18 protein-coding genes and 1 pseudogene are annotated in these 15,884 nt (G+C 60.7%); 8 read left to right on the forward strand and 11 right to left on the reverse strand.

Annotated features, from left to right (window positions below; genetic code table 11):
- Window positions 1-4 precede the first annotated feature (4 nt).
- Window positions 5-1,012, forward strand: a complete 1,008-nt coding sequence (locus BM341_RS18305) for a TRAP transporter substrate-binding protein (RefSeq protein ID WP_217646263.1) — start codon at window positions 5-7, stop codon at window positions 1,010-1,012.
- Window positions 1,013-1,146: 134 nt separating this feature from the next.
- A pseudogene (locus BM341_RS18310) lies at window positions 1,147-1,619 on the forward strand (integrase core domain-containing protein); the annotation flags it as partial.
- Here the strand turns inward: BM341_RS18310 and BM341_RS18315 are convergent.
- A complete protein-coding gene (locus tag BM341_RS18315; protein WP_217646264.1) occupies window positions 1,616-2,476 on the reverse strand; it encodes an AraC family transcriptional regulator in 861 nt (286 codons plus the stop codon). The pseudogene BM341_RS18310 and the gene BM341_RS18315 overlap by 4 nt on opposite strands.
- Here BM341_RS18315 and BM341_RS18320 point away from each other — a divergent pair.
- Window positions 2,475-3,491, forward strand: coding sequence for a bile acid:sodium symporter family protein (locus tag BM341_RS18320; protein ID WP_089797664.1), 1,017 nt, complete (start codon window positions 2,475-2,477; stop codon window positions 3,489-3,491). The two genes, BM341_RS18315 and BM341_RS18320, sit on opposite strands and share 2 nt — an antisense overlap.
- Before the next feature lie 101 nt (window positions 3,492-3,592).
- Here the strand turns inward: BM341_RS18320 and BM341_RS19310 are convergent, their stop codons facing one another.
- The 7 genes from BM341_RS19310 to BM341_RS18350 form a co-directional block, all read right to left on the reverse strand.
- Entirely contained in the window at window positions 3,593-3,742 is a 150-nt protein-coding gene (locus tag BM341_RS19310; protein WP_175507915.1) for a hypothetical protein, read from the reverse strand.
- 161 nt (window positions 3,743-3,903) lie between these two features.
- Window positions 3,904-4,104 carry an anion permease gene (locus BM341_RS19705; RefSeq protein WP_425432012.1) on the reverse strand — a complete coding sequence of 67 codons (201 nt, stop codon included), beginning with the start codon at window positions 4,102-4,104 and terminating at the stop codon, window positions 3,904-3,906.
- Window positions 4,101-4,787, reverse strand: coding sequence for a GntR family transcriptional regulator (locus BM341_RS18330; protein ID WP_217646265.1), 687 nt, complete (start codon window positions 4,785-4,787; stop codon window positions 4,101-4,103). Before BM341_RS18330 ends, BM341_RS19705 begins: the two co-directional genes overlap by 4 nt.
- A gap of 64 nt (window positions 4,788-4,851) precedes the next feature.
- Window positions 4,852-5,622, reverse strand: a complete 771-nt coding sequence (locus BM341_RS18335) for an aspartate/glutamate racemase family protein (RefSeq protein WP_089797666.1) — start codon at window positions 5,620-5,622, stop codon at window positions 4,852-4,854.
- 38 nt (window positions 5,623-5,660) lie between these two features.
- A complete protein-coding gene (locus BM341_RS18340; RefSeq protein WP_089797668.1) occupies window positions 5,661-6,941 on the reverse strand; it encodes a TRAP transporter large permease in 1,281 nt (426 codons plus the stop codon).
- Complete coding sequence (locus BM341_RS18345) at window positions 6,938-7,492, reverse strand: TRAP transporter small permease (RefSeq protein ID WP_089797670.1); 555 nt, start codon at window positions 7,490-7,492, stop codon at window positions 6,938-6,940. The genes BM341_RS18340 and BM341_RS18345 overlap by 4 nt, the downstream gene beginning before the upstream one ends.
- A complete protein-coding gene (locus tag BM341_RS18350) occupies window positions 7,489-8,487 on the reverse strand; it encodes a TRAP transporter substrate-binding protein (protein WP_089797672.1) in 999 nt (332 codons plus the stop codon). The genes BM341_RS18345 and BM341_RS18350 overlap by 4 nt, the downstream gene beginning before the upstream one ends.
- 268 nt (window positions 8,488-8,755) lie before the next feature.
- On the opposite strand from BM341_RS18350, the gene BM341_RS18355 reads away from it, so the two are divergent.
- From BM341_RS18355 to hydA, 5 genes are all read left to right on the forward strand, one after another.
- Entirely contained in the window at window positions 8,756-9,493 is a 738-nt protein-coding gene (locus tag BM341_RS18355) for a maleate cis-trans isomerase family protein (RefSeq protein WP_089797674.1), read from the forward strand.
- A 62-nt stretch (window positions 9,494-9,555) separates the two neighbouring features.
- Entirely contained in the window at window positions 9,556-10,614 is a 1,059-nt protein-coding gene (locus BM341_RS18360) for a TRAP transporter substrate-binding protein (protein ID WP_089797677.1), read from the forward strand.
- 54 nt (window positions 10,615-10,668) lie between these two features.
- Window positions 10,669-11,283 (forward strand): TRAP transporter small permease subunit, encoded by a 615-nt coding sequence (locus tag BM341_RS18365; protein WP_089797678.1) that lies wholly within the window; start codon window positions 10,669-10,671, stop codon window positions 11,281-11,283.
- Window positions 11,280-12,581, forward strand: a complete 1,302-nt coding sequence (locus BM341_RS18370; RefSeq protein ID WP_089797680.1) for a TRAP transporter large permease — start codon at window positions 11,280-11,282, stop codon at window positions 12,579-12,581. Before BM341_RS18365 ends, BM341_RS18370 begins: the two co-directional genes overlap by 4 nt.
- 22 nt (window positions 12,582-12,603) lie before the next feature.
- Complete coding sequence (gene hydA, locus BM341_RS18375) at window positions 12,604-14,040, forward strand: dihydropyrimidinase (RefSeq protein WP_245784331.1); 1,437 nt, start codon at window positions 12,604-12,606, stop codon at window positions 14,038-14,040.
- Between the two features lie 284 nt (window positions 14,041-14,324).
- Here the strand turns inward: hydA and BM341_RS18385 are convergent, their stop codons facing one another.
- The 3 genes from BM341_RS18385 to BM341_RS18395 form a co-directional block, all read right to left on the reverse strand.
- Complete coding sequence (locus tag BM341_RS18385; RefSeq protein WP_089797684.1) at window positions 14,325-14,699, reverse strand: Lin0512 family protein; 375 nt, start codon at window positions 14,697-14,699, stop codon at window positions 14,325-14,327.
- Entirely contained in the window at window positions 14,692-15,045 is a 354-nt protein-coding gene (locus BM341_RS18390; RefSeq protein ID WP_089797685.1) for a Lin0512 family protein, read from the reverse strand. Before BM341_RS18390 ends, BM341_RS18385 begins: the two co-directional genes overlap by 8 nt.
- A 262-nt stretch (window positions 15,046-15,307) precedes the next feature.
- On the reverse strand, window positions 15,308-15,884 hold a 577-nt coding region (locus tag BM341_RS18395; protein WP_217646266.1), incomplete at its 5' end, for a tetratricopeptide repeat protein.

Raw genomic sequence — 15,884 nt, forward strand, 5'->3', positions numbered from 1 at the left:
AAATATGACTCTTAACAAAATTATAGCTGGAATGAGCGTTGTCGGGATGGGGCTTGCCAGCCCATTTGTTTTTAGTGCCGATTTCACGATGAGATTATCCCATGGGGATAACGAGAGCAATCCTACACACCATGCTGCCGTAAAATTCCAAGAATTGGTAAAGGAGTACAGTGACGGCCGTATTGAGGTCGATATCTATCCGTCCAACCAACTGGGTGACGAGCAGGAAGTGGCCCAGTCGCTGCGCAGAGGCACCATTGAATCTGCGATCGTGTATACGGGTAACCTCGTACCACTCGCACCATCGGCTGGCGTGCTAATGCTGCCGTATTCCTTTACTTCCTCTGAGCAGGCCTGGGCCGCCATGGATGCCTTGCAGGAGCCTCTCAACGAACGTATCTCTCAGGAAGCGGGGGTTCGTGCTGTTGGCCTGCTCGAAAAGGGCTTTCGGGTATTGACCACAGCGGAGGAGCCCGTTCGTACCTTGGATGATCTCGAGGGTCAGAAGATACGGGTTTCACCGAACAATATTGCAATAGAGACGTTCAAGGCGTGGGGCATTGACCCGATCCCTATGGCCTGGGCGGAAGTGTTCTCGGCTCTGCAGCAGGGCGTAATCGATGGCCAGGAGAACCCCTATACCACGGCTATTTCCAGTAACTTTTATGAAGTCCAAGATTACATCACCGAAATCCACTATATGATGTGGACAGGCCCTTTGCTGGTCAGCGAGAGGTTCTATCAAGGCCTGCCGGAGGATCTTCAGGACGCCGTGGATAAGGCAGGTGTTGAAACGGCTGACTATGAACGGGAGCTTTCCGCCAAGCTGACTGCAGAAGCCAAGGAAGAACTCGTGGAGTTGGGTATGGAGCTTCTAGGTCCACCCGAGGATGAAGCTGAATGGCAGGAGAAAGCCAAGGCTATCTGGCCGCAGTTTTATGAGGATATTGGTGGTGAAGAATGGGCACTTGAAGCCCAAGATATTATGAATGATGCCATTAATAACCAATAAGCTTGATTTGCTGCGGCGCTATGATGCGTCGCAGCTCTAATCAAAGCTCTTCGCCGTTGGGGGTGGAACTTGTCGCCCGGGTCGAGCCATTATTGGCTTCCAAGACGACAGTAGGCATGGCTTGGGTGGCAAGGGTGTATCTGGAGTTCAGGAGAAGCCAGTCTGCTAAAGACGCCCGAGCGTTCACGACGCGGGTGGAAGAGAAGGCCCCTTCAAGGTCCAGACCGTGCTGACCGAAAACGGCAACTCCTTCACCGATCGATTCACACGCGCCGGTGAGCGCAAATCCAGCGGTCGATATCCTTTCGATCAGGAATGTCAGACCTATGGCATCGAGCATCGCCTGATCAAGCCGGGACAGCCACAAACCAACGGGATGGTAGAGCATTACAATGGTCATATCAGCGATGTGCTGGCGACGCGGCGCTATGAAACAGGTGAAGACCTAAAGCAAACGCTCAAGCGCTACGGCTGGCTGTACAATCACCATATCCCGCAGAAGGCGCTGCACTATCAATCACCGATCGCAGCGATTAAAGACTGGCAGGCCAAACGGACAGCGCTATTTACCAACCGGGTAAACAATCACGTGGGACCTGATACCTAAATGAAAGCTCCGGGGGGTGCACCAAGCTGTTCATGAAAGGCAGCAATAAAGGCGGATGGACTGTCGTAGCCACATGCTAGAGCGGCATCGGTGACCCGTTCGCCGCGCTCCAAGAGGGGCAATGCCGCCATGACACGGCAACGCTTTCGCCATTGCCGAAAATTCAGCCCCGTCTGTGCGAGAAACCAGCGGCTCAGCGTGCGCCCGGTAACGCCGCTGAAGTGCTCAGCAAGTGCCTCTAGCCCGGTGCGATCATCGGGATGTGCCTGGAGATGACGGCATAGTGCTTGAAGACGGGGATCTTCTGGCCAGGGCAATATGATGCCTGCTTCTTCGGCTTCTGCTAGCCGATCGATCAGCACCGCGGCCAATCGCCCATCCGCACCTGTCACATCATAATGCTCGGGCAGAAGGCTAAAGGCTTGGATCAACTCTCGTAGCAGCGCGTCTATGCGAAGAACACAGCTCTTCTTCCCGAAAGTCGGCAGGACCTCAGGCACTACGTAAAGGCTGCGGATAACGGTGCCCGGGGAACAGTACACCGCATGGCGCATACCCGCCGGCACCCAGGCCGCCTGACCAGGAGGAGCAAGGAAATGACCGCGCTCAGTCTCGACCCGCAAAGTACCGCGAAGGGCATGGGAGAGCTGAGCCCAAGGGTGGCAGTGAGGCTGTCCGATTGCCTGGTTGGGAAGCGAATGCTCGCTGCCATATAGCGGTCTTGGCAGCCGCGATAGGGCACTCAGCGTCTCAAGCATGTCCGTTTCGCGATATTTCACTTCTGATTGCCGAAAAATCTCCTGAAGGAACAAGGATATTATTTTGTAGAAAACTTTTCCACTCAGGAGCGATACCATGCTGAGAGCACTCAAAGCGAATCTTGACGCCTTCACCCTGATCCTGATCGCAGTCGTCTTAATCGCCAGTCTGTTGCCCGCGCGAGGCGCCGCTGCCAGCGGTTTCGAGCTCCTTACCATGGCGGCTATCGCCCTGCTGTTCTTTCTTCATGGCGCGAAGCTTTCCCGACAGGCAATTATCGCTGGTGCAACTCACTGGCGTCTGCATCTACTGATCTTTGTGTTTACCTTTGGCGCCTTTCCGCTGATCGGTGTGATATTGCGCCCTCTCCTGACGCCTTTGCTGGGTAATCCGTTGACCCTGGGGATGCTCTATCTGTGCGTTCTGCCCGGCACCGTGCAGTCCGCCATTGCTTTCACGTCGCTCGCTCGCGGCAATGTTCCTGCGGCTATCTGCAGTGCCTCCTCTTCCAGCTTGATTGGAATTTTCCTCACCCCATTGCTACTGATGTGGCTGCTGGATACCCAAGGTGTCGGAGACAATTTTGCTTTTGCTGATGCCGTGGGCAAGATAAGTCTGCAATTGCTGCTGCCGTTCCTGGCAGGCCATCTGGCACGGCCTCTGATGGGAACCTGGGTGGCAAGCAACCGGCACTGGCTCACTTGGGTGGATCAGGGGTCCATCCTGCTGGTGGTGTACACCGCCTTTAGTGCCTCAGTGGTTGCCGGCTTGTGGGGCAGCGTATCGCCGAGGGCACTACTGACGCTGACGCTTGTCTGCTGCGCACTGCTCGCAATGGTGCTGTGGCTGACAGCTTGGCTGGCCCGGCTGCTGCGCTTCTCCCGCGATGACGAAGTGACCATTGTGTTCTGCGCTTCCAAGAAAAGCATGGCCACGGGAGTGCCAATGGCCCAGATCCTGTTCCCTGGCGCTGCACTGGGACCAATGCTGCTTCCGCTGTTGGTTTTTCACCAGCTTCAGCTGATGGTGTGTGCTGTGTTGGCTCGGCGTTATCGCGAGGCTGTTTCTGATGCTTCCCGCGATCGCCCAGGCGGGATAGAGGTTACGCGGTAGGCTTGGCGGTTTGGCTTAAAGGGCGCCCTCCTTACTACCTTACCCAGCTCGATATCGGTGACCTGTCGGAAGCCCGTCCCCCCTGGGGAAATACTACCGTGTCAGGCTATTAGTGTTGAGAGGGCGGCCATCTGCTTGCTCTCACGCTGGCCAGAGCAGTAGTGATCGCAAAAGTAGATCGCTGGGGTCACCGCCTTGGCCACGGCGGCGTGGTCGGCGAACTCCGTGCCATTGACGTTTCCAAGTGACAAGTGGTGACTCCTGCCTGATGGATCTCTCAATGGCGGTTGCACAGCACATAATACTGCACCCGGGCGTTATAGCGTTTCAGGCACCGGATAGCTACTAGCTTTGGGAGCCCCTCCGCCACCCGCCGTGCGACATACGCCTGGGTAGGGGCATCAAGATGTAGTCACCCAATGGCAATAGTATGGCAGCGTACTATTGCGAAGCCGCCGATCATGTAGCAAAACAGCGTGATCAGGACGATCCCGATGATGTTGAGGACGATGCCGCCGTGCGCCATCTGGGCGATGGTGACCGCACCGGTGCCGAACACGATAACGTTCGGCGGCGTGCCCTCCATCAGGAGGACGCCTTGCCATGAAGTCAGGGATGAGGGCGATTGATGGCGGCGATCGCATCGCCAGTATGTTGAACATGATCGGCGAGCAGGCGTCTTGCTAGGTTGCTATCCCGGGCCTTGAGGGCCTCCAGGATCTCGCGATGCTCCCTGGTGGATTCGCTCCAGCGGCCAAGGCGATCAAGGGCTAGGAAGCGTGCTCGTTCCAGCCGCCCCAACAGGCTACGGTGAGTCTCTGCGAGCACCGGATTCTTGGCGCCGGCCACGATCAGTCCATGAATTCGCTGGTTGAGCTCGAAGTAGGCATTTCGATCCCCCTTCTTCAGCAGGCGCTCCAAGCGCTCTTGGAGGGTTTCCAGTCGCTTGAGCTCGGTATTTGTCATGCGGTGAGCGGCAAGGCTCGCCGCCAGGCTCTCAAGCCCGGCTTCTACCTCGAAGAGGTGCTCCAGCTCCTGAGAGTCGATCAACGATACCTGGGCATTGCGGTTGCGCCGCAGGGTCACCAGGCCATCGGCGGCAAGCATCTTCAGGGCTTCGCGCAGCGGTGTACGGGAAATGCCGAGCTGCTCGCACAGCTCGGGCTCGCTCAGGCGCTGGCCCGGTGCCAGGTGCCCGTGAACGATCAAGTCGTGTAGCGCCTGATGCGCCTCCTCGGCCAGCGAAGGGGTGGTGATGCGTCGTCGCCCGAGCAGGGCGGCTCCTTCCATCGTCATGTCGTCCATTCCTCTTGACTGAGGAGACGCGGCGATTGTCTCCGAACACTTGATAGAGACGCCATCAGCCGACCGATGTCGTGGACCTGGCAAGGTCTCGTCCTACCAGTTGGGCCAGCGCCTCGGTCAGACCCTTGCAGGGTTTTTCGGGAGGTAGCGCAAAGCTTCCGGCGATGGGCGCAGCGGCGCCGAGGTCGACCAGCGCCTGGGCCTGGTGCAGGGCGCAGGTGACGCCATCCAGGGCCGGTACCGGCAGACGTCCGGCCACGCTGCGGGCGAGGCCGGCCAGCGGAGCTCCCGCGAGGATCAAGACATCGGCGCCATCATCCTGCACGGCGCGCTCGGCCAGGGCAACCAACCGCTCGCCTTGATGTTCCTGGACCCGGCCGATGTTCGCCAAGGGTTCATCCAAGGCACGAATACTGGCCAGGCGCTTGCTGAAACCATAGGCCGAGATCGTCTCCCGATACCAAGCCTGGATGCGCTGAGAGATGGCAATGACAGAGAACCGATGGCCGACCTGGCAGGCGCTGACCAAGGCGGCTTCGGTCATCCCTACTACTGGGATCCCCATGATTTCGCGAAGGGCGGACAGGCCTGGGTCACCGAAGGCCGCCACTACGACTGCGTCGTGGCCAGCATGGAGCTCAGCGGCAACTTGCATGGCGGCATAGCCGCCGATCTGGGCCTCGGCTCGCGTCTCGATATAGGCCACCCCGAAGGGGGCGGTAGCCATGGTCAGTTCTGTCCCGGGCCGGATGCTGCGCCGTGCCTCGGATTCGATCAGGCGAGTCACATCGCCTGAGATATTGGGGTTGATGACCAGAAGTTTCATGGCGTGTTCCTTAAATCATTATGGTTATGTGGGTCGGCTCAGTAGCCCAGGGCACGAGGTAACCAGGTGACGAGGCCCGGGAAGGCGATGCAGGCGAACAGCATGGCGTACTGAAAGGCAATGAAGGGCCAGGCGCTTTTCATCAATTCATTGAGGCTGATGCGGGAGATGCCGCACATCACGAACAGCAGCACGCCCACCGGGGGCGTCATCATGCCCACCACCAGGTTCATCACGAACAGAAAGCCGAACAGCAACGGGTCGATCCCGTAGGTCAGCGCGATGGGGGCGAGCAGCGGCACCAGCATGATGAAGGCCGCATTGGACTCGATGAACATCCCCACCCCGATCAGCAGCACCATCACCAGCAGCAGGAATACCAGCGGGTCCTGGGTGAAGTCCTGCAGCCAACTGGTCAATTGCATGGGAATCAGGTCGAGGGTGAAGGCGAAGGTCATGGTCGAGGCAAAGGCGATCAGCGCACCTACCATGGCGGCAGTGACGGCGGCGTTGAACATCGCCCCTGGCAGGTCGGCGATCTGCAATTGACGCGTCACGAAGAAGCCTATGAACAAGGCGTAGACCACGGCGATCGCTGCCCCCTCGGTAGGAGTGAAAGCCCCGGCGACAATGCCGCCGACCACCACGATGGGCATCAGCAGGATCGGCAGGGCGCGCCAGGTCTGAACCAGCACATGCCTAAGGCTGAGCTCGCCGCCGGCCAGCGGATAGCGGCGACGCATGGAAATGAAGGTCGCTAGGCCCATGAAGCCGAGCGCCAGGATGATGCCAGGTACCACCCCTGCCATAAACAGGCCGCCCACCGAGACCGTGGAACCTGCCATCAGGGCGTAGACGATCATGGCATTGCTGGGAGGAATGATGGCGCCAAGATTGGCAGCCGAGGCAATCACGGCACTGCTGTAGCCAGTACCGTACTGTTGGCGCATGGACGGTATCAGCGAGCTTCCCAGTGCACTGGCGCTGGCTACGGCGGCCCCGCTCACCGCCGCGAGCACCATGCCGGCGACGATGGCGACGTGAGCCAGACCGCCATGCACGCGCCCGACCAGCGAGTTGGCAAAATCCACCAGGCGCTGCAGGATGCCGCCGGCAACCATCAGTTCGCCCGCCAACATGAACAGCGGGATGGCCATCAGCGGAAAGCTGTTGACTGAGTGCATCATGCGTTGGGGCAGCACCGAGAAATCCATGCCGCCTACGTATAGGCCGACCAGGGAGGCGACGCCCAGGGCGAAGGCCAGGGGCATGCGCAATAACGCGAAGCTCAGGAAGGTGAAGACGATAGCCGGGGTCATGTCGGGGTTCCTCCGCGACGTTCCGGGGCACTGGGCAGCGGCTCCAGGCCCAGGGCCTGCGCAACCAGGTGTAGGCAGCTATGGGCCGCGCAGACCAACACGGCGATGTAGAAGAGGGCGGCGGTGACCGGCAGGGTCGGCATCATCTCCTGCCACTTACTGGCCACCGCGCCGATGCTGATCCAGAACAGCGCGCCCATCATGGCGGCGCCGACCCAGGACATCAGCTGGGCGAGCCGGCGCTGCAAGGTCTCGGGGAAATAGGCCACCAAGGCATCAATACCCACGTGGATGCCGACCTTGATGCCGTGGGGGATAGCCAGGAAAATCGCCCACACGAAAAAAAGCCGTGAGAGTTCATCGGCGGAATCGATGGAACTCGACAGCACGTAGCGGGTGAATACCTGGGCGGACACCAACAGCGTCATCATGCCCATGGCCACCAGGATGGCGTAGTACGAGCTGCGATCCAGAATCATCAGCCCGCGCAGGAAAGAGCGCTTGAAGGGGCTGGAGGCGGTTGCCTCCAGCCGCTGCCACGCGGGTGTCATGATGCCAGCTCCTCGAGAACCCGGTCGACGATCTCGGTACCGATCTTCTCGCGCAGATCATCCACCACGCCCTGGCTGGCCTCACGCAGCTCGGCGCGAGTCTCGTCACTGATCGGTGTGAACTCCATGCCCCGCTCGATCAGGGTCTCGCGCGCGGCCTCGTCCTCCTCGGCGGCGGTCTGGCGCTGCCAGGCCACGGCCTCGTCCATCGCCTCGCGTAACGCTTGCTGATCCTCATCGCTCAGGTCGTTAAAGGTGCTGCGGTTGACGACTACCACGATGAAGTCATAGAAGTGCCCGCTGTCGGAGAGGTGCTGCTGTACCTCGTCCAGGCGTTTAGTGCTGATGATGCTGTAGGGGTTTTCCTGGCCGTCCAGCACGCCCTGCTGCAGCGCCCCATAGACCTCGTTGATGTCCATGGATACGGGATTCGCGCCGATGGCGCGGAAGGTGTCCAGGTGGGTCTCGTTGGGCTGAAGGCGGATCTTGAGGCCCTCGAAGTCCTCGATTGACTCGATGGGGCGTTCGTCGTTGGTGACATGACGGAAACCCAGCTCCATGTAGCCCAGGGCGGTAAAGCCCTTCTCGGCAAGCTTCTCGTCGAGTATCTCCCCCACCTCGCCGTCGATCAGCTCGAAGGCCTCGTCGCGGCTCGCAAAGGCGAAAGGCAGGCTCAGGGCTTCCAGTTCGGGTACGGTGCGCGACAGGTAGGAAATGCCGATCCAGGTACCGGCGATGGCGCCCGTGCTGACCTGGTCGACGTTCTCTCCAGCGCCGCCGAGCTGCATGTTGGGGAACAGTTGAGCCGTTAGGTCTCCGTCGGTGCGGTCGGCCAGGGCATCCCGGAATATCTCCATGGCGCGGCTGCTGGAGTGATCGTCGGTGAAATTGCCCCCGAAGCGCAAATTCTCTGCGCTGGCCATCAACGGGGTCCCCAGGCCTATGGCCAGCAGGACTGCGGCGGTGCGACGGGCAAGGTGTGTTGTTGTTGTCATGCAGAAATCCTCTTGGTTCCACGAGTGGCTGGAGGGTCGCTGCCGAGAGCAGGCGACTTTCTGAACCTTAGAACAGGCTCGCGGGAAATACAAAATACCGAATACCATATTTTTTTTAATAACCAAGAAACAATTGCTTAAGAGTTATAACTTTTGTGTTACAGCGTTATTTAGACCATTTTGGCTTGCAAAATCGCAAGCCTGTGCAAAGCTAGTGCTGTATCTCGAATACAGTATACCGAATATCAAGAACAAGCTCGGAGCCCCCATGGAACGCACCCTGATCGGCATGCTGACGCCGTCCTCAAATACCGTGCTGGAGCCCTACACCGCGGCGCTGATGAAGGACCTCTTCCCCGAGGTCACCGCCCATTTCCAGCGCTTTACCGTCCGTGAGATCTCGATGCGCGACGAGGCGCTGGCCCAGTTCGACCCGGCCCCGCTGATCGAGGCCGCCGGGTTGCTCAATGATGCCCGCATGGACGTCATCGCCTGGAACGGTACTTCCGCCAGCTGGATGGGCTTCGCGGCGGATCGCCGATTGTGTGCCGCCATTACCGAGGCTACCGGCGTGCCGGCTACCAGCAGTGTGCTGGCCCTCAACGAGGCGCTCGAGCGCACCGGGGTGACGCGCCTGGGGCTGGTGACGCCTTATCTGGACGACATCCAGTCGGCCATCATCGGCAACTACGCCTCGGAGGGGATCGAGGTGGTGAGCGAGCGGCACCTCAACGACAAGGGCAACTTCTCATTCTCGGAGTATGACGAGCAGACCCTGGCGAATATGGTCCGCGATGTCGCCCGTGATGCCCCTCAGGCCATCACCATCCTCTGCACCAACCTGCGCGGAGCCGGGATCGTGTCGGCCCTGGAGCAGGAGCTCGGCATTCCCATCTACGACTCGGTCAGCGTCACGGTATGGAAGACGCTGGCACTGGCCGGGATCGACCCCGCTCGAATCACGGGCTGGGGGCAGCTTTTCCAGGACCCGCGCCTCGGCGCCTAACGGCATGGATGCTCGATGTGTGATGCACCACCCACAACAAAGTCAACGACGAGGTGAACCCCATGTCCATCAAGACTCCTTTCAAGACCCTGGCGCTCGGCGTTTCGCTGGCCAGCGGCCTCATGGCCGGCGGCCTGGTCCAGGCTGAGACCACGCTGCGCGTGGTCGGCAATTTCTCGGGCAACAAGCTGCACGTGGATGAGGTCGAACGCCCCTTCTTCGAGGAGCTCGATGCCCGTGACGACCTGGCAGTGGTCTACAACACCATGGATGCTATTGGCGTGGAGGCAGCAGACGCGCTGCGTAATATCCGATCCGGCGCCTTCGACGTGATGTCGGTGCAAATCGGTATGGCCTCCCGCGACGAGCCCTTCTTCGAGGGCATCGACCTGGCCGGCGTGTCGCCGGACCTAGATACCCAGCACGAGGCCATTGATGCCGTGCGCGAGGCCTTCGACGCTCGCCTACAGGAGCGTTTCAACGCCAAGCTGATGACGCTATGGCCCTTCGGTCCACAAATGATGTTCTGTAATGGCGACATCGATGATGTCGGCGACCTCTCCGGCAAGAAGGTGCGGGTCTTTACACCTTCCATGTCCCGGCTGGTAGAAGGACTCGGCGCGACCCCGGTGACCCTGCAGTTCAGTGAGGTCTACCTGGCGTTGCAGCGCGGCGTGGCCGACTGTGGTGTCACTGCTCCTTCCGCCGGCAACAACGGTAAGTGGCCCGAGGTGACCGACACCTTCGTGCCGTTGCCGCTCTCCTACTCGGTCCAGGGACATTTCATGAACCTGGATACCTGGAACCGCTTCGACGAATCGCAGCAGCAGGCGCTGACCGAGGCGTTCGCCCGGCTCGAGGAGCAGATGTGGGAGCTGGCCTACGGCGTCAACGATGATGCGATTGCCTGCAACACGGGGCAGAACAGCTGCTCCCGTCATGAGGCCTACGACATGGCGCTGGTAGAGATCGATCCAGCCTCCCGCGACTTGGTGGAGACGATTACCAAGGAAGAGGTGCTCCCCGTGTGGGCCGAGACCTGTAGCCGGCAGTACGAGGATTGCGTCGAGGTTTGGAACGAGACGGTGGGTGATGCCGCCGGGATGACCATTTCCGAGTAATGTCGCTGGCGCGCTCCGGCCGGCACAGACCCGCCGGAGCCCCATGGGAGAATCATGATGGCTTCACCGCCCCCCTACCTGCTGGCCAGGCGACTGGCGCATGGCGCCGCGATAGCCGCCGGCTATGCATCGCTCGGTTTGTCGCTGCTGATCACCTTCGAGGTGGTGGCTCGCAAGCTGTTCAACTTCTCGCTGCAGGGCGTCGACGAGATCGGTGGCTACGTGCTGGCCATCGGTGTCTCCTTCAGCTTTGCCTATGCGTTACTACATCGTGCCCATACCCGGGTCGACGTGCTGCTGACGCGCCTGCCGTCTCTGCTGCAAGCGCCGCTCAACGCCCTGGCTATTCTGATGCTGGCGGCCTTCTCGGCTTTCATGCTGTGGCGCGCCATCGAGACGCTCAAGGAAACCCTGGAATTCGGCAGCTTGGCCAGCACGCCGCTGCAGACGCCCCTGTGGATTCCGCAAGGCCTCTGGGTGATCGGGCTTGGTGTCTTTACCGTGCTGACGGTGCTGTTGGCTGGCCGAGCGGTAAAGCTGTTGGCCACCGGCCAGTTGGTGGCGCTGGACCGGGAGTACGGCCCGCGCTCCACCGATGATGAACTGGACGAAGCGCGCAAGGACTATGGCAGCGGCACCGCCGCCGAGCCGGGGAGGGCAGGATCATGATCGGTGCCTTCGAGGTCATGGTGGGCTTCGTCATCATGTTGGGCATGATGGCGGCCGGCATCCACGTGGCCGTGGCGATCTTCACTATCGCCACCCTGGGAACCCTGATGTATCTGGGCACGCCGCTGCTCTATACCTTCGGGGATATGCTGTGGGGAACCCTCAACGATTTCATCCTGACAGCGATTCCGCTGTTCATCCTGCTTGGGGAATTACTCCTTCGTAGCGGGATTACCGAGCGTATGTACAGCGCGCTGTCGATGTGGCTCGATCGTATGCCGGGTGGGCTGCTGCACACCAACATCGGAGCCTCTTCCGTGTTCGCCGCCATGTCGGGCTCCTCGGTGGCCACGGCGGCTACCATCGGCACCGTGGCGTTGCCCGCCTTCGCCGAGCGCGGCTACAACGAGCGGCTGGCGCTGGGTACGCTGGCAGCCGGGGCGACCCTGGGCATTCTGATCCCGCCCAGCATCAACATGATCATCTATGGGGCCATCACCAATACCTCTATCGGCAAGCTGTTCATTGCGGGAATACTCCCGGGCTTGGCACTGGCGGGTGCCTTCATGGGGACCATCATGGCCATCAGCCTGCTGCGACCCGGTGTGGTGGGCAAGGCCTCCGAGCGTGCGACCTTCCGCGAGCGCCTCGCCTCGCTGGTGGATCTGCTGCCGCCGGCATTCGTTTTCGCGATCGTCATCGGCAGTATCTACAGCGGCTGGGCGACCCCTACCGAGGCGGCCGCGCTGGGGGTGGTCGCCGCGCTGGGCCTCGCGGCATGGAATCGCAAGCTGACCTGGAGGATGCTGCACGAATGCTTCCTGTCGATGGCACGAACCACGGCCATGATCATGCTGATTATCGTGGCGGCCTTCTTCCTTAACTACATCGTCGGCATCTTGGGTATCCCTTCTACCTTGACCCGCTGGGTGGCTGACCTGGGGCTTACGCCCTTTGGGCTGATCCTGGCGTTGGTGGTCTTCTACTTGGTACTGGGCTGCTTTCTCGAGACCCTGTCGATGATGATCGCCACCGTGCCGATCGTGGTGCCGATGGTGGTCCAGTTCGGCTTCGACCCCGTGTGGTTCGGCATTTTCCTGGTGATCATGATGGAAATCTCGCTGATTACCCCGCCCATTGGCATGAACCTCTATGTGGTCCAGGGCGTGCGTGGCCGTGGCTCCATCACCGACGTGATGATCGGCAGCCTACCTTTCCTGGCCATCATGCTGCTGTTCGTGCTGTTAATCATCCTCTGGCCCGGCCTGGTGCTCTGGCTTCCCGAAGCCATGGGCTAACCCCGGCGACAACGACAAGGTAATGAACATGACACGCTTCGATACCCTGATCACTAATGGCCGCCTCATCACTGCAGCCGACAGCTATGACGCCGATATCGGCATCAAGGACGGGCGAATCGTCGCCCTGGGCGAGGACCTGGGAGAGGCTGCCGAAGTCATCGACGCCCAGGGGCTTTGGGTGATGCCGGGCGGCATCGATGCCCACTGCCACCTGGACCAGCCGCTGGGTGACGGGGCGGTGATGGCCGACGACTTCTTGACCGGCACCCGCTCGGCAGCCTGTGGCGGCACGACCACGGTAATTCCCTTCGCTGTCCAGCAGAAGGGGCAGAGCCTGCGCGCGGCGGTGGAGGACTACCATCGCCGCAGCGAGGGCAAGGCGATGGTCGATTACGCCTTCCACATGATTGTCACCGACCCAACCGAGTCGGTATTAAAGGAGGAGCTGCCGGCGCTGATTGAGGAAGGCTACAGCTCCTTCAAGATCTACCTGACCTACGACGATCTGAAACTGAACGATCGCGAGGTGCTCGAGGTGCTGGCCATGGCCCGCCGCGAGGGCGGTATGGTGATGGTGCATGCCGAGAACGCCGATTGCATCGCCTACCTGACCGAGCTGCTCGAATCCCAGGGGCAGACGTCACCGTTCTATCACGGCGTGGCGCATTCGGCGATCGCCGAGCGCGAGGCGACCCATCGGGCCATTTCGCTGGCAGAACTGATCGACGTGCCGCTACTGATCGTGCACGTGTCCGGTCCCGAGGCCATCGAGCAGATCCGCTGGGCTCAGGGCCGTGGCCTGCGCGTCTATGGCGAGACCTGTCCTCAGTACCTGATGCTGACGGCCTCTGACCTTGACCAGGAAGGCTTCGAGGGGGCCAAGTGCGTGTGCAGCCCACCCCCTCGCGACAAGGCGGCCCAGGAAGCGGTCTGGCAGGCGCTGGAGGGCGGGGTCTTCCAGGTTTTCTCATCCGACCACGCGCCGTTTCGCTATGACGATCCTCAGGGCAAGAAGCTGCACGGGGAGGAGGCCGGCTTCCATCACATTCCCAATGGAATTCCGGGGCTCGAGACTCGCTTGTCGATTCTTTTTTCAGAGGGGGTCGTCAAGCAACGGATCGACCCGACCCGCTTCGTGGCCCTGACTGCCACCAACCCGGCCAAGATCTACGGCCTTTATCCGCGCAAGGGCACTATCGCCATCGGCAGCGATGCCGACCTAACCCTCTGGGATCCCCGGGCGCGCTCGACGGTGCGCAATGTCGACCTGCACCACGCGGTAGATTACACCCCCTACGAGGGCCTGGAGCTCACCGGCCGGCCGGTGCTGGCCCTGTGCCGGGGCGCCTCGGTGTCCCGAAACGGCGAACCCACCGCCGAGCCGGGCCATGGGCAGTTCCTCAAATGCGACAAGCCACAGCCGGCGCGGCCGCGCGGCCAGGCGAAGGGGTTCTGAGCCATCCGGGTCGGGGACGAGGCTTCTCGTCCCGGGCGGTACTCGGCAAATGTGATGTAAACTCGTTGTCAGTAATGGATCTCGTAATAGTCCGCCAAGATTATGGTAAGACCTCTCAGAGCATAGAGTGGACGATGTGTCTCGGCGCATTGCCCACTCCCTGGCCATCCACCACCGTCTCGCCGAGTTTTCGCCCAACCGGTTGCTGGGTGCCATGCTCACCGACCTGGTGCTGCGCACCTCCTCTCGCGTATCAGGCGGTAGGGTGGCCGATTTGTCCAGGTTCAGCCAACAGTCTCGCAGAGTCGCCAGGCGCCCTCGTCGATGGGGAGGAAAGCGGCGACCGCTGCCGTCGCGATGACGTGCGTGATGTCGTTGTCTGGGTCGTGTACGTTTAGCCCGCCATGCACGACATTCACCTCGGCCCGACCGCGGGGCAGTTCTGCCGCCACGATCCCGGCCTCAACCCGTTCGGGTTCTTGCGCGCCGATCGTCACCTGGACCCGCATATCGCGGTGGTCAATGCCAAGCGACTTAAAAAGTACGATAGACGAGTGGTGCAGGGCATCCTGCACGGCGCGGCAGGCGGCCTTGGTGTAGTCTTCACCGTAAAGGTCATTGCCGGAGCCCATTTCGAGAATGATGCGTCGTTCAGTCATGGGGGCGCTCCATGTCGAAGGAGACGATGATAGCGGCGTTGGCAATTACGGTGGTGTCGCTGCCGTCGGGTTTAGTGACGTCAAGTCCCCCTTTGACCAGAGTGATCGAGGGCTGGCCATACGGGAAGATATCGAGCAGGGCAGAAATATTGACGGCATCCGGGTGCTGAACGCCGATCTCGACATCAATCAGCATCGCTTGCTTGGGAAAGCCGAAGGCATCGGCGACATTGAGTGAGTTGTGCCATAGCGAATCGCGGATCGCGCGTGAGGCTGCATTAGTGTAATCACGGCTGCGGATCGAGCTGCCCATTCCGAACTGCGTCACCATTCTGGTTTTGGCCATGGCTTGGTCTCCTGTTAGTGCGCCGGTCGTCTTGCGTCTCAGCGCCGGTGGCGACCACCGATGAGTTGCACAATATCGAAGAAAAGAGTGTTGTCGAGCTCCTGTGACATGTCGGTAGCCAGACTACGGCTGTGCTGGCCTGGTGAATTTCGAGCACCCTGAACATGGACTTTGTCGGGCCCCGGGTAATTAATCACCCGGGACCCGACACCTAGTCTCAAGGACTCCTTCCTGTTGCCTGCTCACAAATCCATGGGCGACTCTACTGGGTTCCTGCCAGACTTCTTATGTGATCGATCGAGTCACGATTGGTGTCAGGGGCGGCCTCCTGTAACCGACGAGACCAGCGTAAGGTAGACTCGGCATCACCGGCGGCATGCGCCGAGCGGGCAGCGCCTTCAAGGGTGTTATAGCGTTGTGGCCAGGTGCGATTCGAGTTCTCGTAATTAGCCAGCGCCTCGGCCGGGCGGTCAAGGGAAAGCAGCAAATCGCCAAGGGCTTCATAGGGCGGGTACAGGGCACCCGGGGTAACCGGATGCTTCTCAGCGGTAGCTTCAAGCTCCCCGGCGGAGCGCATCAGCTCGATGGCACGCTCGTGTTCCCCTTCGGCGTTGGCGATCCAGCCGGCAAGAATTCGCCGATCCACTTCAATGTAGGTAGCGAAACGCTGATCGGCGGCGGACATGGCTTTTTTCACCAGGGCTGCCAGCCGCTGTTCGGCCTCGCGAGCGGCGTCCAGGTCATCGCTGTGGACAGCACCCAGTCCGCGTGCAAACCAGGTCAGCCCATCCGGCCAGGGAAACATATCCCAATCAATATAGTCTGGCGTGCGGGGTGCC

Origin of the sequence: Halomonas korlensis (assembly GCF_900116705.1) — a bacterium.
In the GTDB taxonomy this organism is placed as follows: Bacteria; Pseudomonadota; Gammaproteobacteria; order Pseudomonadales; family Halomonadaceae; genus Halomonas; species Halomonas korlensis.

Excerpts from the sequence above, each read along its gene's own strand:
- BM341_RS18305 (WP_217646263.1), top strand. The coding sequence starts at position 5 with ATGACTCTTAACAAAATTATAGCTGGAATGAGCGTTGTCGGGATGGGG.
- BM341_RS18320 (WP_089797664.1), top strand. The coding sequence starts at position 2,475 with ATGCTGAGAGCACTCAAAGCGAATCTTGACGCCTTCACCCTGATCCTG.
- BM341_RS18315 (WP_217646264.1), bottom strand. The coding sequence starts at position 2,476 with ATGGTATCGCTCCTGAGTGGAAAAGTTTTCTACAAAATAATATCCTTG.
- BM341_RS18330 (WP_217646265.1), bottom strand. The coding sequence starts at position 4,787 with ATGACGATGGAAGGAGCCGCCCTGCTCGGGCGACGACGCATCACCACC.
- BM341_RS18335 (WP_089797666.1), bottom strand. The coding sequence starts at position 5,622 with ATGAAACTTCTGGTCATCAACCCCAATATCTCAGGCGATGTGACTCGC.
- BM341_RS18340 (WP_089797668.1), bottom strand. The coding sequence starts at position 6,941 with ATGACCCCGGCTATCGTCTTCACCTTCCTGAGCTTCGCGTTATTGCGC.
- BM341_RS18345 (WP_089797670.1), bottom strand. The coding sequence starts at position 7,492 with ATGACACCCGCGTGGCAGCGGCTGGAGGCAACCGCCTCCAGCCCCTTC.
- BM341_RS18350 (WP_089797672.1), bottom strand. The coding sequence starts at position 8,487 with ATGACAACAACAACACACCTTGCCCGTCGCACCGCCGCAGTCCTGCTG.
- BM341_RS18355 (WP_089797674.1), top strand. The coding sequence starts at position 8,756 with ATGGAACGCACCCTGATCGGCATGCTGACGCCGTCCTCAAATACCGTG.
- BM341_RS18360 (WP_089797677.1), top strand. The coding sequence starts at position 9,556 with ATGTCCATCAAGACTCCTTTCAAGACCCTGGCGCTCGGCGTTTCGCTG.
- BM341_RS18365 (WP_089797678.1), top strand. The coding sequence starts at position 10,669 with ATGATGGCTTCACCGCCCCCCTACCTGCTGGCCAGGCGACTGGCGCAT.
- BM341_RS18370 (WP_089797680.1), top strand. The coding sequence starts at position 11,280 with ATGATCGGTGCCTTCGAGGTCATGGTGGGCTTCGTCATCATGTTGGGC.
- hydA (WP_245784331.1), top strand. The coding sequence starts at position 12,604 with ATGAACATGACACGCTTCGATACCCTGATCACTAATGGCCGCCTCATC.
- BM341_RS18385 (WP_089797684.1), bottom strand. The coding sequence starts at position 14,699 with ATGACTGAACGACGCATCATTCTCGAAATGGGCTCCGGCAATGACCTT.
- BM341_RS18390 (WP_089797685.1), bottom strand. The coding sequence starts at position 15,045 with ATGGCCAAAACCAGAATGGTGACGCAGTTCGGAATGGGCAGCTCGATC.